The organism is Allorhizobium sp. GW101-3B10, from assembly GCF_059424725.1.
This window is the reverse complement of the sequence record NZ_JBWKZR010000001.1, coordinates 1,802,378-1,816,759: the sequence shown is the minus strand read 5'-3', so window position 1 is coordinate 1,816,759 and position 14,382 is coordinate 1,802,378. Positions and strand designations below refer to the sequence as shown.

The following is a 14,382-nucleotide window of genomic DNA, read 5'->3' as shown; positions in this document are numbered from 1 at the left end:
TTGGATGAGAACCATGCTTGAAATCAGAAACCTCCATGCCCGCATCGCCGAAGACGGCACCGAAATCATCCGTGGCCTGAACCTGACGGTCAAGGCCGGCGAAGTGGCTGCCATCATGGGCCCGAACGGCTCGGGCAAGTCGACGCTGTCCTATATCCTGTCCGGCCGCGAAGACTATGAAGTCACCGAAGGCGACATCCTTTACAACGGCGAGAGCATCCTGGAGCTCGACGCCGCCGAGCGCGCCGCCAAGGGCATCTTCCTCGCCTTCCAGTACCCGGTGGAAATCCCGGGCGTCGCCACCATGCAGTTCCTCAAGGTGGCGATGAACGAGCAGCGCAAGGCCCGCGGCGAAGCCGAACTGACGACGCCGGACTTCATCCGCCGCGTCAAGGAAGCGGCCGGCGAACTGCAGATCAACATGGACATGCTGAAGCGTCCTCTCAATGTCGGCTTCTCCGGCGGCGAGAAGAAGCGCGCCGAGATCCTGCAGATGGCGCTGCTGGAGCCAAAGCTCTGCGTGCTTGACGAGACCGATTCGGGCCTCGACATCGACGCGCTGAGGATCGTCGCCGACGGCGTCAACGCGCTGAAGTCGCCGGATCGCGCCGTGATCGTCATCACCCATTACCAGCGTCTGCTCGACTACATCGTCCCGGATACCGTCCACGTCCTCTACAAGGGCCAGATCATCAAGACCGGCGACAAGAGCCTGGCGCTCGAACTCGAAGCCAACGGCTATGCCGACATCATCGGCGAAGCGGCCTGAACGGCCGGGAAGGAGTTCCGACGATGACATTGCAAGCTGCCAACCGGCTGACGGTTGCCGAAACCCAGCTGATCGAGGCGTATACGAGCCAGATCGGCGGGCTGCCGGGCGATGGCGACGTGCTGGTCGCCCGTGACCGCCTGTTCGACGAACTCAAGCGGGCCGGCCTGCCGACCCGCCGCATCGAGGCCTGGCACTATACCGACCTCAAGGCGCTGATGCGCGGCTTTCCAGTCCTCGACCTGTCCGCAACCGCCACGGCGGTGGAACCGGTCGTTGGCGGCGCCACGGTGCTGTCCCTCGTGCAGGGCAGGGCCGATCTTGGCCCGATGCCCGACGGCGTCCAGGCAACCGCCTATCGCGACAGCCTGACCGACGGTACGGCCGCGGGCCGGCTTTTTGCTCGCGATGGCGATGACACGATCGGCCGGCTGAACGGCAGCTTCGTGCGCGACGGTATCGAGCTTCGCATCGAAGACGGCGCCAGCATCGAAGCGCCGATCGAGTTGCAGAGCGTGCACGCCAGCGGTCCGGTGCACGTCCGGTTTCCCACTCGCTTCGGCAGGGACAGCCGCGCGGTGGTGATCGAGCGCCATCTGTCGAATGGGGCAGGGGCGGCGCTCGTCTCCAGCGTCGCCGATCTCAAGATCGGCGACGGCGCGGACGTCACCTGGATCATCCTGCAGACTGAAGGCCTGGACGACACCCATCTCGGCCAGATCAAGGTCGAACTCGGCGCTCGTGCGCAATTCCGCCTGTTCGTCGTCAATGCCGGCGGCAAGCTGGTGCGCCAGGAAGTCCACCTGCGCACCGCAGGCGAAGGCTCGGACTTCAAGCTTCGCGCCGTCAATCTGCTCGGTGGCGAGACCCATACCGACGTGACCATGACGCTCGGTCATGACGTGCCGAACACCACGTCGACGGAAATCGTCCGCAGCGTCGTGTTCGATCGCGCCAGGGGCGTGTTCCAGGGCATGATCCGGGTCGCGCCCGACGCCCAGAAGACCGACGCCCGCATGGCCTGCAACACGCTGCTGATGTCGGACGACGGCGAGTTTTCGGTTAAGCCCGAACTCGAGATTTTTGCCGACGACGTACAGTGCGCCCATGGCGCAACGGTCACCGACATCGATCACAACCACCTCTACTACTTGATGGCCCGCGGCATTCCGGAAAAGAAGGCACGCGGCCTGCTCATCAACGCCTTTGTGGCGGAGGTGGTCGAGGAACTGGAAGACGAGGCGCTGGTCGAGGCGCTGGAAGGGATCATCACCGACTGGCTGGATCATCATGGCTGAACACCTCCTCACACAGGTCGGTTATGACGTCGCGGCGGTGCGCCGCGACTTCCCGATCCTGTCGCGCGAAGTCTATGGCAAGCCGCTCGTCTATCTCGACAACGCCGCCTCGGCGCAGAAGCCGCGACAGGTGATCGATGCCATCAGCCACGCCTATTCCCACGAATATGCCAACGTCCACCGCGGCCTGCACTTCCTGTCGAATGCCGCGACGGATGCCTATGAGGGCGCGCGCGAAAAGGTGCGCCGTTTCCTCAATGCCGGCTCGGTCGACGAACTGGTATTCACCAAGTCTTCGACCGAGGCGATCAACACGGTCGCCTATGGCTGGGGCATGACCCATATCGGCGAAGGCGACGAGATCGTCCTGTCGATCATGGAGCACCATTCCAACATCGTGCCGTGGCATTTCCTGCGCGAGCGCAAGGGAGCGAAGCTCGTCTGGGCGCCGGTCACCGACGACGGCGCCTTCGACCTCGAAGCCTTCGAGAAATGCCTGACCGAGCGCACCAAGCTCGTCGCCATCACGCATATGTCGAACGCGCTCGGCACGGTCGTGCCGATCAAGGACGTCTGCCGCATCGCCCATGCACGCGGCATTCCGGTGATGGTCGACGGATCCCAGGGCGCGGTCCACATGCCGGTCGATGTCCAGGATCTGGATTGCGACTGGTATGCGATCACCGGCCACAAGCTCTACGGCCCGTCGGGCATCGGCGTGCTCTATGGCAAGATGGACCGTTTGAAGGTCATGCAGCCCTTCATGGGCGGCGGCGAGATGATCGTCGAGGTGACGGAAGACACCGTCACCTACAACGACCCGCCGCATCGGTTTGAAGCCGGAACGCCGCCGATCGTCCAGGCGATCGGCCTTGGCTATGCGCTCGACTATATCGAGGGCCTCGGCCGCGAGGCGATCGCCGCCCACGAGGAGAGCCTGCGCGCCTATGCCCATGAACGGCTCTCGGCGATCAATTCGCTGAGGATCATCGGCAATGCGCCGGGCAAGGGGGCGATCTTCTCGTTCGAGCTCGGCGGCATCCACGCCCATGACGTGTCGATGCTGATCGACCGTCGCGGCGTCGCCGTGCGTGCCGGTACCCATTGCGCCCAGCCGTTGCTCGCCCGTTTCGGGGTCACCTCGACCTGCCGGGCCTCCTTCGGTCTTTACAACACCCGTGCGGAAGTCGATGCGCTTGCAGATGCGCTCGACCATGCCCGCACTTTCTTCGCGTAAGGAAACGTCGATGAGCGTCAACGAAAGCGAACAGAAGCCGGACGTCCGCGAAGGGATCGTCCATACCGCCATTCCGGCCGACGAAGTGGCACGCCTCAGCGACGACATCATCGCCGCGCTGAAGACGGTCTACGACCCGGAAATCCCGGCCGACATCTTCGAACTCGGGCTGATCTACAAGATCGACATCGATGACGACCGCATGGTCAAGATCATGATGACGCTGACGGCCCCCGGCTGCCCGGTGGCCGGCGAGATGCCGGGCTGGGTGGAGAACGCCGTCAGCGCCGTGGAAGGTGTCTCCGGCGTCGAGGTCGAGATGACCTTCGATCCGCCGTGGACGCCGGACCGCATGTCGGAAGAGGCCCAGGTCGCCATCGGCTGGTATTGATAGAAGGCAAGACGGCCACTACATTTGCATGACTCGAAGCGCCGGGCCTTGAACCCGGTCGTGACAGGAGAACGAAATGGGCTTTCAGGTGATGACCATGACGGATGCGGCAGCCGCCCGCGTCCGCGCGATCGTCGAAAAATCCGAACCGGACGCCAAGGGCATCCGCGTCGGCATCAAGAAGGGCGGCTGCGCCGGGATGGAATATACCATCGACCTGGTGACCGAGCCGAACCCCAGGGACGACCTGATCGAACGCGACGGCGCGAGCGTCTGGGTCGAGCCCTCGGCTGTGCTCTACCTGCTTGGCACGCAAATGGACTTCGAGACGACCACGCTGCGATCGGGCTTCACCTTCACCAATCCGAACCAGACCTCGGCCTGTGGCTGTGGCGAATCGGTCGAGCTGAAGGCCGCCGACCTGGCGCTGCTGGCCAAGGAACGTGGCAAGGAAGCCGTCAGCGGTTGACGCGTCGTCGGCCCGACGGCCTCCCGATTAACCACGGCGCCGAACTTCAGAGCCCTGCGGTCCGTTGGCCCATTCCCGTTTCGACCGATGTTCTGTACCGTCCGCGCCGGTGATGTGCGGACGTGATGTCCGCGCCCTGCATGGGCTGTCTGTCATGACCGATATGGAGCGGATCAATCGCGCCACTTGGCGCAAACCTCTGTCATTGCGCGAATACCGCCGCCTCAGCGGCTTTCTCAATCCCGGGGAGCGCGCCGCCTTCGATCTGGCGCGCACGCTGATCAGCGGCGGCCGGGTACTCGACATGGGCGTCGGAGCAGGGCGCACCACCGATCTGCTTACGCCTATGGCGACGCGCTATCTCGGCATCGACTACACGCCGGAAATGATTGCGCTCGCCGCTGGCAGTCATCCCGGTAAACGCTTCGAACTGATGGATGCGCGCGACCTGTCCGCGCTGGCCGACGCAAGCTTCGATCTCGTGGTGTTCAGCTACAACGGCATCGACGCCGTCGACGGCGCCGGCAGGCTCGCGGTGCTTGCCTCGGTCGCCCGGGTCCTTGCGCCCGGAGGCGTGTTCCTGTTCTCCACCTTTCATCGCGACTGGGAAGGTTTTCGTCGCGGGCTTTCCTATTCCGCCCGGGTGCGGTGGACGGCCAATCCGCTCAGGCTCGCCCTGCGGCTGGCGCGCTATGGCTACGGCTATGGCTGCGCCTCGATCCGCCGGATGCGCTATTCCGGACTGCAGCGGTGCGACGGCGAGCATGTTTACCTGCTGCACAGCGCTCATGATTTCGGCATCATGGTCTATGCAACGACCCCGGCGCAGATTGATCGGCAGTTGCAGGCTGTAGGCTTCGAGACGCCCGCCATCCTGATCGGCGCAAACGGCGAGGTGCTCCGTCCGGATAGCCTCATCGCGGGCGAGGAGTATTTCCAGGTGATCGCCCGTAAGCCGCTTGGCAATTGAGACGGGCGGCCCCATCTTGGCGCTGCGTGAAACCTGTCTGCCGCATTTCTTGCGGCTGGACTGTTCGTTGTCGGGTGAATTTACGGATATCGACAAAAATACAGAATAATATATTGAAAGTACCACTTTGCCGCATATATTGCGGCGATGGACACGATCGACAAGAAAATCGCCGCCTTGCTCGCCGAAGACGCCCGCCGCTCGCTTGCCGATATCGGCGAGGCCGTGGGTCTGTCGCCATCGGCCGTCAATGAACGCATCCGCCGGCTGACCGCCTCCGGCGTGATCAAACGCTTCACCGTCGATGCCGATCACGCAGCGCTCGGCCTTGCCGTCACCGCTTTCGTTCTGGTCGGGCTCGACTACGAGACCGGGGAGGAGGCCTTCAAGGCCTTCGCATCGACGCATCCTTCCGTTGCGGAATGCCATCACGTTACGGGAGGCTGGTCCTATCTGCTCAAGGTGCGCCTGGTCGATCTCGCCGGTGTCGAGGCTTTCCTTGGCGAGTTGAAAGCGCGGCGCTTCCTCGCCCGCAGCGAAACCATGATCGCGCTGTCGACCGCCGTCGAACGCGGCTTCACCCCGGCGGAGGTCTGAAGGATGAGCGTTCTCCTGCTCGGAAAGGGCATCCTGCTTGGTCTCGCCATTGCCGCCCCGCTCGGGCCCATCGGCGCGCTCTGCATTTCCCGCACGCTGGAGCGCGGCTTCTGGGCCGGCGTCGCCGGCGGTCTCGGCACCGCACTCGCCGATGGCGCCTATGCGCTGATGGCCGCCGCCGGCTTTGCCGCCTTCGCCATACTGCTCGACACCATCTCCATTCCGCTGCAGATCGTCGGCGGCCTTTTCCTCCTCTGGCTCGGCTGGAAGAGCTTTCAGCCGAAGCCGCCGGCCACTGCCGCCGGGGTCGGCGCAGGCGACCTGCTGAGCACCACCGGCGCGACTTTCCTGCTGACCATCACCAACCCGGCGACCATCCTGTCCTTTGCCGCGATCTTCGCCGGGCTGGGCCTCGCATCGCAGGGCGATACCTGGACGGCTGCTGCCCTCGTCGCCGGCGTCTTCGCCGGCTCCATGCTCTGGTGGATCTTTCTCAGCGGCACGGTGGCGCTGCTGCATCACCGTCTGCCGGAGAGCTTTGCCCTCTGGGTGTCGCGGATCTCCGGCGTGGTGCTGATCGGCTTCGGCCTGGTGGCAATCGTGATGGGCATGAGGGCACTGGTCGCGTGATCTGTCCGGCCCCATGGCCATGTTCGTCCTCGTCCTTGACGATTGACATTGCCGCGCCGGTCCGACGCACGTCATAGTGACGTGCAGGCCGGGGCGCCGGATGTGGGCTGATGGGGACGCTGGTATGAGCACCAGGAAGACGGTCGGAATTGCGATCGCATCCATTGCGGCGCTCGCCATGATCGTCAGCGGTCTTGTCGTGGCCTCGACGGCCTCGAAGATCAACGGCATCTTCAAGGCCAATGAAAGCCTGAAGAGCGAGGGCTATTATCTCTCCGAATTCGAGTTCCAGATGCTGGGCATCGCCTATCATCTGGACCACGGCAGTTATCGCCTGGCGCTTTCACGACTCGACGCGATTCACCGCAAGATGACCACCCGGGAAGGCCTTGTCAGGATCCCGCAGTTTTCCACTGCCGACGAGAAGCTGGATTTCTATCTGAACCTGCAGAACCCGCGGACCGGCGCCTTCTATTCGGTCGAGGGCGATCCGCTGGTCAGCTATTTCGGCGTCACCGCCAATATGATCAAGTTGATCGAGGAGCTCTCGGTGGATGCTGGAAGGCCGTTCCACCTGAAATATCCGCTGCGGTTCCTGGACGAGATCGACACGCCGGCCAAACTGACGCGCATGATGGACGACGCGGGTTCGGTCGGCTGGATCGGTGCGCGGTTCAAGGCGCCCTATGTCAGCCTGATCGAGCTGCGCGACCTCATGGAGCAGGACGAGCGGCTGCATGTCTACGGCTTCCGGGACGATGTGAAGCTTGCCTTTCACCAGTGGTTCTACGACCACCAGGATACGGACACCGGCCTGTGGGGCCCGCTCGATCGGGCCAGCGGCAAGGTATTGGGTGGCGGCGACGTCGGCGACAGCGGCAAGGTCATCAAGATGTTCGTCGACAACGACGGCAATGACCTCCTTCCGCAATTCCCGTTGCGATACGTCGACCGGATCTTCGCCTCCTCGCTCGAACAGCTTGCCGAACCCATCCCGACGCGGCTTGACGAGCTGCATCGCTGGATCCTGACCAAGGACCGCGGCTTTCGCTTTCTCACGCGCTACCTCTGGAAGAAGGCCCCGGCTGCGGAGAGGGGGCAGGCCCGTGCCCTGATGCTGGATTTCGTCAGGGTCCGGTTCGAGCATTATTTCGTCGGCGCCGACGGCGCCTTCAGCCTCTATCCGGAGGCTGCCCACGCCGATCTCGACGGCACCGGCGAGGCGGTCGGCATGTACGACTATGTCGGCGCGCTCTCGCCCACCAAGCAGGCGCGCCTGTGGGGCGGCCCGTCAGAGACCATTGTCGATCTCGGAACCCCGCGGGTCGCCAAGATCGGGCAGGCCGATTATGCCGCGATTGCCGACCGACCGGATGTGAACGCGCTGCGCTTCTACACGGCCGAGCCCGGAAGCCATTTTCTCCGGCATGCCGTGGGCGTCCTATATCCGCGCGAGGTGCACGCGCCCGACCTCGTCGATCTGCTGCCACGCATCGCAGCCTGGCTCGACGCGACCCCGCAGACCATGGGCAACTGGATCACGAAAGACAGCATAGCCGAGGAGCTGGCGGCAGTTCCGGTCGACGCAGCACCGGTGCTCGGGCCGGACGCGACAAGCACGCTCGATGCCATGTTGACGGAGGCAGGGCGCGTCGTCGTCATCGGCTTCGACGCGCTGCAGGTGCCGCGCTACCGGCTGGTGCTGGAGAAGGGATAAGGTTGCGTTTCAGCCCTTGGCGAGGTGGACCGGGGTCGGATCGGGCCAGCCTGATCCGCGATCGTCAATCCCGCTTGATGCTCATCAGCAGGTCCCACATGTCTGCGCCGGTCTCGAACACGGAGGCATTGGCCTTGAACGAGAGTTCGGCACCGATCGCATCGAGCATTTCGCTCGCCAGGTCGACATTGGAACTGCCGGGCAGGGTGGTGTTGCCGGAAGGGGAGGCAGAGGCCGAAACGCCGCCGGTGGGGCGTGTCGAAAACGAGGTGACGGCGCGGTCATAGCCCGGCGTCAGCGCATTCGCCACATTGTTGGCGGCGGCCGAAAGCCGCGTCGTCTGCGCCTGCATGCCGGAAACGGCAATACCCATGATCGCGGAAATTCCCATCGTCCAGCCTCGATGCCGATATTCAATCGATGCACCTTACGCGACGCCTGTTAGGGAAGCCTGAAGCGATGAGGTTCATGGACCGTGTCCAGTCCTCCAGGCCTTGTTCCGAAATGATACGCCCTGGCCGCATCTTGCCCAGCCAAAGACGACATAGAAAAATAGGTAATGAGGTGATGGGCTAAATAAAGAAATAGAAAATTACATCAGGATCGCAGGGGGCGGCCGAGAGGGGCGTTGCAGACTACTTTCGCGGCATGGCGAGCCAGCCCGCCACACCGATCGGGATGCCCGCGGAGATGCCCAGGCCGATATTGTCGAAGACGGTCACGTCGAGTGCCGTGCCGATGCCGACGCCGATTGCGTTCCAGAGGGCCATGACCGAGAGCCTGGGTGGTTCTGATGGCCGATTTGCGGCCACGCTACCCGCAACGAGAAAGCCCGCCTTGCGGGCGGGCTTTCGTCGTATGTGAGGGCAGTCGACGCCGCTATTCGGCGGCTTCCGCATATTCGCTCATCGGCGGGCAGGTGCACACCAAATTGCGGTCGCCGTAGACATTGTCGACGCGGTTGACCGAGGACCAGTACTTGTCGACCCGGAACGCGCCGGGCGGGAAGCAGGCCTGCTCGCGCGTGTAGGGGCGCGTCCACTCGCCGACCAGGTCCTCCACGGTGTGTGGGGAGTTCTTCAACGGGTTGTCGGTCTTGTCCATGCGACCTTCCTCGATGTCGCGGGCTTCCTCGCGGATCGCCAGCATGGCATCGCAGAACCGGTCGATCTCGGCCTTGGTCTCCGATTCCGTCGGCTCGATCATGAGCGTGCCGGCAACCGGCCAGCTCATGGTCGGCGCATGGAAGCCGCAGTCGATCAGGCGCTTGGCCACGTCGTCGACGGTGACGCCTGAGCTTTCGGCGAGCGGTCGGGTGTCGATGATGCACTCATGAGCCACGCGGCCGGCCTCGGACTTGTAGAGCACCTCATAGGCGCCGGTCAGCCGGGCTGCGATGTAGTTGGCGTTGAGGATCGCCACCTTGGTCGCCTGGGTCAGGCCTTCTCCACCCATCATCAGGCAGTAGGACCAGCTGATCGGCAGGATCGACGGCGAGCCATAGGGGGCCGCCGAAACCGCGCCGGGGCGGCCGTCGGTTGCCACATGACCCGGCAGGAAGGCTGCCAGATGCGCCTTCACGCCGATCGGCCCCATGCCCGGACCGCCGCCGCCATGCGGAATGCAGAAGGTCTTGTGCAGGTTGAGGTGGGAGACGTCGGAGCCGATGTCGCCGGGACGGGCAAGGCCGACCATGGCGTTCATATTGGCGCCGTCGAGATAGACCTGGCCGCCATGGGCGTGGGTGATCTCGCAGATCTCCCGCACCGTCTCCTCGAACACGCCATGCGTTGAGGGGTAGGTGACCATGCAGCACGACAGCGTGTCGGCATACTGCGCGGCCTTGGCGCGGAAGTCGTCGAGATCGACGTCGCCGTTGTCGCGCGCCTTGACCGGCACCACCGTCATGCCGGCCATCTGGGCGGAGGCCGGGTTGGTGCCGTGCGCCGAGGTCGGGATGAGGCAGATCGTGCGGTGCGTATCGCCGCGCGACAGATGGTAGTTGCGGATCGTCAGCAGGCCCGCATATTCCCCCTGCGCGCCCGAGTTCGGCTGCATCGAGATCGCGTCATAGCCGGTGACCGAGCAGAGCTTCTCCGACAGATCGTCGATCATTTCCTTGTAGCCGAGTGCCTGGTCGGCCGGGGCGAAGGGATGGATCTCGGAGAACTCCGGCCAGGTGATCGGCAGCATTTCCGCCGTCGCATTGAGCTTCATCGTGCAGGAGCCGAGCGGGATCATCGCCCGGTCGAGCGCGAGGTCGCGGTCGGACAGCCGGCGGATATAGCGGGTCATCTCGCTTTCGGCGCGGTTCATGTGGAAGATCGGATGCGTCAGGTAATCGCTGGTGCGCAGCAGATCCTTGGGCAGGCGATAGCCGGTTTCGAAATCCGCGACGGCGAAGCTGCCGCCGAAGGCGCGCCAGACGGCTTCGAGCGTCGCCGGCCGGGTGCGTTCGTCCAGGCTGATGCCAATCCGCGTTTCGCCGATCTTGCGCAGGTTGACCCCTTCGGCGACCGCTGCCCGCAGGATCAGGCCCTGCATGTGGCCGACCTCGACAGTGATGGTGTCGAAGAAGGTTTCCGGTTCCACCGTGTAGCCGAGCTTTTCCAGCCCCTTGGCAGTCAGAACGGCCTTCTGGTGCACCTGCTGGGCGATCGCCTTGATGCCCTTGGGGCCGTGGAAGACGGCATACATCGAGGCCATGACGGCCAGCAGCACCTGCGCGGTGCAGATGTTCGACGTCGCCTTTTCGCGGCGGATATGCTGTTCGCGGGTCTGCAGCGACAGGCGATAGGCGCGGTTGCCGCGCGCATCGACCGAAACGCCGACGAGACGGCCGGGCATGGAGCGCTTGATGGCGTCCTTGACCGCCATATAGGCAGCATGCGGGCCGCCATAGCCGACCGGAACGCCGAAGCGCTGGGTGGAGCCGATGGCGATGTCGGCGCCCATCTCGCCGGGTGATTTCAGCAGCGTCAGCGCCAGGATGTCGGCGGCGACCGCGGCGATCGCGCCGGTCTGGTGCAGGCGTGCGATCAGGCCGGAGAAATCATGGATCTGGCCGTGGGTGCCCGGATACTGGAAGATCGCGCCGAACACGTCGACGGGATCGAGATCGGTGAACGGGTTGCCGACGATCACCTGCCAGCCGAGCGGCTCGGCGCGGGTCCGGATGACGGCGACGGTCTGCGGATGGCAGGCGTCGTCGACGAAGAAGGCCTTGGCCTTCGACTTCGACACGCGTTCGGCGAGCGCCATGGCTTCGGCTGCGGCGGTTGCTTCATCGAGCAGCGAGGCATTGGCCACGTCGAGCCCGGTCAGGTCGCAGACCATGGTCTGGTAGTTGAGCAGCGCCTCGAGGCGGCCCTGGCTGATTTCCGGCTGGTAGGGCGTATAGGCCGTGTACCAGGCAGGGTTTTCCAGGATGTTGCGCTGGATGACCGGCGGCGTGATGGTGCCGTAATAGCCCTGGCCGATCAGCGAGACGAGCGCCTTGTTCTTGTTGGCGGTCTCGCGCAGCTTGTCGAGCGCCTCGCGCTCGGTCATGGCGGCCTCCCAGGTGAGGGGAACCGCCTGGCGGATCGACGAGGGAACGGTGGCGTCGATCAGCGCGTCGAGGGTCTTGTAGCCGACGACCTTCAGCATTTCGTCCATTTCGGCCGGCGAGGGGCCGATATGGCGACGATTGGCGAAATCGTAGGGCTGGTAGTCGGTGAACTGGAATTCGGTCGGCGTGCTCATGCGATCAGCTCGTTATAGGCGGCTTCGTCGAGAAGGGTGTCGGCATCGGCAACCGTCTTCAGCTTCAGCTTGAAGAACCAGCCGGCGCCCTGCGGATCGGAATTGACCAGCGACGGATCGTCGACGATCGCCTGGTTGATCTCGGTGATTTCGCCGTCGAGCGGGCAGTAGACTTCCGAGGCGGCCTTGACGGATTCGACGGTCGCGGCATCCGCGCCCTTGTCGAAGGTCGCGCCGACTTCCGGCAGTTCGACGAAGACCAGGTCGCCCAGCTGTTCGGCGGCGTGGGTGGTGATGCCGACGGTCGCGACATCGCCCTCAAGCTTCAGCCATTCGTGTTCAGCGGTGAATTTCAGCATGTGATGTTCCTCTCTTGGTGTGGTGCGAGCGATTTGCCCCTCACCCTGACCCTCTCCCCGCAGGCGGGGAGAGGGGATCGGGCAGGCGTTTGCGGCATGCGTCCTTCTCCCCGTCAGGACGGGGAGAAGGTGGCGGCAGCCGGATGAGGGGCAATCTCGGTCATGGGGTCAACGTTTGTAGGTCGGGGTGACGAAGGGCATCGCCGTGACGGTGACGGGCAGGTATTTGCCGCGCACTTCCGCATAGATCTGCGTTCCGGGTTCGGCGTGGCTGGCGGCGACATAGCCCATGGCAACCGGCCCCTCGACGCTCGGGCCGAAGCCGCCGGACGTCACTTCGCCCAGTTCCGCCTTGCCCTCGGCATCCGCATAGAGCTTGGCATGGCCGCGCACCGGCGCCTTGCCTTCGGGTTTCAGGCCGACGCGGCGGCGGCTGGTGCCGTTCTCCAGTTCGGACAGGATGCGATCGGCGCCGGGAAAGCCGCCGGCGCGGGCGCCGCCGCTGCGGCGCGCCTTCTGGATCGCCCATTCAAGGCCGGCCTCGATCGGCGAGATCGTGGTGTCGATGTCGTTGCCGTAGAGGCAGAGGCCTGCCTCGAGACGCAGCGAATCGCGCGCGCCAAGCCCGATCGGCTCGCAGCCCGGATGGGCGAGCAGCGCCTTGGCGATCGCTTCGGCCTTGTCGGAAGGCACCGAGATTTCAAAGCCGTCCTCGCCGGAATAGCCGGACCGCGAGACGATGCAGGTGACGCCGTCAAGCGTCACGTCGCGCACGTCCATGAACTTCATCGCGGCGACGTCGGCGCCGAGGCTCGACAGAACGGCCTGCGACTGCGGACCCTGGAGCGCCAGAAGCGCCCGATCCTCCAGATAGGTCACGTCGACGCGGTCGGAGAGGTGTCTCTTCATATGGGCGATGTCGGCCTGCTTGCAGCCGGCATTGACGACGACGAACAGGTGGTCGCCGCGATTGGCGAACATCAGGTCGTCGAGGATGCCGCCGTTGTCGTCGGTGAAGAAGCCGTAGCGCTGACGGCCTTCCTTCAGGCCGAGAATGTCGACCGGCACCAGGCTTTCGAGCGCGAGCGCAGCGTCTTCATAGGCGCCGGATTTTGCCCGCAGTACCACCTGGCCCATGTGCGAGACGTCGAACAGGCCGCATTTGGCGCGGGTATGGAGATGCTCCTTCAGCACGCCGGCCGGATACTGGACCGGCATGTCGTAGCCGGCAAACGGCACCATGCGGGCGCCGAGCGCGACGTGAAGGTCGAAAAGAGGAGTTTTGTGCAGTTCGGCGGAATGGTCCAAGAAGGCGCCTCCGGTTCTGGGCGCTCGCGCGCCGGCTCAAGGTCTTGGGCACGGGTGTGCCGGTGTCATGAGCCCCCTCTGTCCGTTTGCCTGAGATTGTTATCCCTTCGGCGCACCCTTCCGTTTCGGGAAGGTTTCTCTCCAGAGTTCCAGTCGACGCCCTGCGGTCCTTTTGCCTGAGAGTTTCCGGGGCGGTTGCTCCTTCGGCACCGGAGTGAACCGGTTTCTCCCTGCAGGGATGCGGCAATTATCGGGCTGGGTGGTGGCTTGGCAAGAGGCAAAGGTCGCCGGGGAACAAATATTTGTCGCTCACGCTTTAGTCTTTCGTCGCGTGCACCCGCAAGACCCGACCGGCTTGCCGCTGTTTGCGGCGGATCAAAGACGTGCCGCCGCCGATCCGCGACAAGGGGGCGCAATTCAATACGAGGACTTTGAATCCCGGCGGAAAGCCGCTAAGGAATCGTCTCGTTCGGAGGAATGCAATGTCGAGGGTACGGTTGATGAGGGGCGGTCTGCTGCGCATTCTATGCGCACTCGCCCTTCTGTCTCTGGCCTTCGCCCACAAGCCGCCGCAGGTCATGGCCGCCGCCTATGCGACGGTGTCGCTGCAACTGCCGGACGGCAGCTTTGCCGACATGTGCATCGGCGACACGGCCACCAAGCATCCGCTGGTCCACCAGTATTGCGAAGTCTGCGCGCTGTCGTCGACCGCCCTTCTTCCGCCGCCGGCGGGTGAGTCGTGGCTGCTCAGCCAGTTCGCCGGTCTCGCCAATGATCCGGTCACCGTCACCGAACGGCCGGCCGTCCTGACCATCGAGCGCCCACGCTCGCGTGCCCCTCCCGTGCTCTCCTGATTTCCTTCGACCATCGATAGAAATGGCGCCCTTTTCCGG

General features: G+C 64.3%; 15 protein-coding genes and 2 riboswitches. Of the genes, 10 read left to right on the top strand and 5 right to left on the bottom strand.

Annotated elements, in window-relative coordinates:
* Nucleotides 1-13: 13 nt before the first annotated feature.
* The 9 genes from sufC to AC07Y0_RS08730 all read left to right on the top strand — a co-directional run bounded on the left by sufC (nt 14) and on the right by AC07Y0_RS08730 (nt 8,078).
* On the top strand, nt 14-769 hold the full coding sequence (gene sufC, locus AC07Y0_RS08770) for a Fe-S cluster assembly ATPase SufC (protein WP_454745758.1): 756 nt from the start codon (nt 14-16) through the stop codon (nt 767-769).
* 23 nt (nt 770-792) lie between these two features.
* Nucleotides 793-2,067, top strand: a complete 1,275-nt coding sequence (gene sufD, locus AC07Y0_RS08765; RefSeq protein ID WP_498676414.1) for a Fe-S cluster assembly protein SufD — start codon at nt 793-795, stop codon at nt 2,065-2,067.
* On the top strand, nt 2,060-3,304 hold the full coding sequence (locus tag AC07Y0_RS08760) for a cysteine desulfurase (protein ID WP_498676412.1): 1,245 nt from the start codon (nt 2,060-2,062) through the stop codon (nt 3,302-3,304). Before sufD ends, AC07Y0_RS08760 begins: the two co-directional genes overlap by 8 nt.
* Before the next feature lie 10 nt (nt 3,305-3,314).
* Nucleotides 3,315-3,695: an SUF system Fe-S cluster assembly protein gene (locus AC07Y0_RS08755; RefSeq protein ID WP_028735065.1), complete on the top strand. Its 381-nt coding sequence runs from the start codon at nt 3,315-3,317 to the stop codon at nt 3,693-3,695.
* Nucleotides 3,696-3,771: 76 nt separating this feature from the next.
* Nucleotides 3,772-4,164: a Fe-S cluster assembly scaffold SufA gene (sufA, locus tag AC07Y0_RS08750; protein WP_498676409.1), complete on the top strand. Its 393-nt coding sequence runs from the start codon at nt 3,772-3,774 to the stop codon at nt 4,162-4,164.
* A 154-nt stretch (nt 4,165-4,318) separates the two neighbouring features.
* Nucleotides 4,319-5,134: a class I SAM-dependent methyltransferase gene (locus AC07Y0_RS08745; protein ID WP_498676407.1), complete on the top strand. Its 816-nt coding sequence runs from the start codon at nt 4,319-4,321 to the stop codon at nt 5,132-5,134.
* A 147-nt stretch (nt 5,135-5,281) separates the two neighbouring features.
* Nucleotides 5,282-5,731, top strand: a complete 450-nt coding sequence (locus AC07Y0_RS08740; protein ID WP_498676406.1) for an Lrp/AsnC family transcriptional regulator — start codon at nt 5,282-5,284, stop codon at nt 5,729-5,731.
* A 3-nt stretch (nt 5,732-5,734) separates the two neighbouring features.
* The gene (locus tag AC07Y0_RS08735; RefSeq protein WP_498676404.1) at nt 5,735-6,361 is read left to right on the top strand and encodes a LysE family translocator; all 627 of its coding nucleotides are present in this window, start codon (nt 5,735-5,737) and stop codon (nt 6,359-6,361) included.
* A gap of 124 nt (nt 6,362-6,485) precedes the next feature.
* Nucleotides 6,486-8,078, top strand: a complete 1,593-nt coding sequence (locus tag AC07Y0_RS08730; protein ID WP_498676401.1) for a hypothetical protein — start codon at nt 6,486-6,488, stop codon at nt 8,076-8,078.
* 64 nt (nt 8,079-8,142) lie between these two features.
* Here AC07Y0_RS08730 and AC07Y0_RS08725 read toward each other — a convergent pair whose 3' ends face one another.
* The 5 genes from AC07Y0_RS08725 to gcvT form a co-directional block, all read right to left on the bottom strand.
* The gene (locus tag AC07Y0_RS08725) at nt 8,143-8,469 is read right to left on the bottom strand and encodes a flagellar basal body protein (protein ID WP_498676399.1); all 327 of its coding nucleotides are present in this window, start codon (nt 8,467-8,469) and stop codon (nt 8,143-8,145) included.
* Between the two features lie 244 nt (nt 8,470-8,713).
* On the bottom strand, nt 8,714-8,848 hold the full coding sequence (locus AC07Y0_RS08720; RefSeq protein ID WP_498676397.1) for a hypothetical protein: 135 nt from the start codon (nt 8,846-8,848) through the stop codon (nt 8,714-8,716).
* Between the two features lie 109 nt (nt 8,849-8,957).
* A complete protein-coding gene (gene gcvP / locus AC07Y0_RS08715) occupies nt 8,958-11,822 on the bottom strand; it encodes an aminomethyl-transferring glycine dehydrogenase (protein WP_498676393.1) in 2,865 nt (954 codons plus the stop codon).
* Nucleotides 11,819-12,181: a glycine cleavage system protein GcvH gene (gcvH, locus tag AC07Y0_RS08710; RefSeq protein WP_498676391.1), complete on the bottom strand. Its 363-nt coding sequence runs from the start codon at nt 12,179-12,181 to the stop codon at nt 11,819-11,821. Before gcvH ends, gcvP begins: the two co-directional genes overlap by 4 nt.
* 168 nt (nt 12,182-12,349) lie before the next feature.
* Nucleotides 12,350-13,489: a glycine cleavage system aminomethyltransferase GcvT gene (gene gcvT, locus AC07Y0_RS08705; protein WP_498676390.1), complete on the bottom strand. Its 1,140-nt coding sequence runs from the start codon at nt 13,487-13,489 to the stop codon at nt 12,350-12,352.
* A 68-nt stretch (nt 13,490-13,557) separates the two neighbouring features.
* Nucleotides 13,558-13,641: riboswitch (glycine riboswitch) on the bottom strand.
* Nucleotides 13,642-13,643: 2 nt separating this feature from the next.
* Nucleotides 13,644-13,732: riboswitch (glycine riboswitch) on the bottom strand.
* A gap of 239 nt (nt 13,733-13,971) precedes the next feature.
* On the opposite strand from gcvT, the gene AC07Y0_RS08700 reads away from it, so the two are divergent.
* A complete protein-coding gene (locus AC07Y0_RS08700; protein ID WP_498676389.1) occupies nt 13,972-14,343 on the top strand; it encodes a hypothetical protein in 372 nt (123 codons plus the stop codon).
* The last annotated feature ends 39 nt before the right edge of the window (nt 14,344-14,382 follow it).

Coding starts and splice junctions, on each gene's coding strand:
- sufC (WP_454745758.1), top strand. CDS start 14: ATGCTTGAAATCAGAAACCTCCATGCCCGCATCGCCGAAGACGGCACC.
- sufD (WP_498676414.1), top strand. CDS start 793: ATGACATTGCAAGCTGCCAACCGGCTGACGGTTGCCGAAACCCAGCTG.
- AC07Y0_RS08760 (WP_498676412.1), top strand. CDS start 2,060: ATGGCTGAACACCTCCTCACACAGGTCGGTTATGACGTCGCGGCGGTG.
- AC07Y0_RS08755 (WP_028735065.1), top strand. CDS start 3,315: ATGAGCGTCAACGAAAGCGAACAGAAGCCGGACGTCCGCGAAGGGATC.
- sufA (WP_498676409.1), top strand. CDS start 3,772: ATGGGCTTTCAGGTGATGACCATGACGGATGCGGCAGCCGCCCGCGTC.
- AC07Y0_RS08745 (WP_498676407.1), top strand. CDS start 4,319: ATGACCGATATGGAGCGGATCAATCGCGCCACTTGGCGCAAACCTCTG.
- AC07Y0_RS08740 (WP_498676406.1), top strand. CDS start 5,282: ATGGACACGATCGACAAGAAAATCGCCGCCTTGCTCGCCGAAGACGCC.
- AC07Y0_RS08735 (WP_498676404.1), top strand. CDS start 5,735: ATGAGCGTTCTCCTGCTCGGAAAGGGCATCCTGCTTGGTCTCGCCATT.
- AC07Y0_RS08730 (WP_498676401.1), top strand. CDS start 6,486: ATGAGCACCAGGAAGACGGTCGGAATTGCGATCGCATCCATTGCGGCG.
- AC07Y0_RS08725 (WP_498676399.1), bottom strand. CDS start 8,469: ATGGGAATTTCCGCGATCATGGGTATTGCCGTTTCCGGCATGCAGGCG.
- AC07Y0_RS08720 (WP_498676397.1), bottom strand. CDS start 8,848: ATGGCCCTCTGGAACGCAATCGGCGTCGGCATCGGCACGGCACTCGAC.
- gcvP (WP_498676393.1), bottom strand. CDS start 11,822: ATGAGCACGCCGACCGAATTCCAGTTCACCGACTACCAGCCCTACGAT.
- gcvH (WP_498676391.1), bottom strand. CDS start 12,181: ATGCTGAAATTCACCGCTGAACACGAATGGCTGAAGCTTGAGGGCGAT.
- AC07Y0_RS08700 (WP_498676389.1), top strand. CDS start 13,972: ATGTCGAGGGTACGGTTGATGAGGGGCGGTCTGCTGCGCATTCTATGC.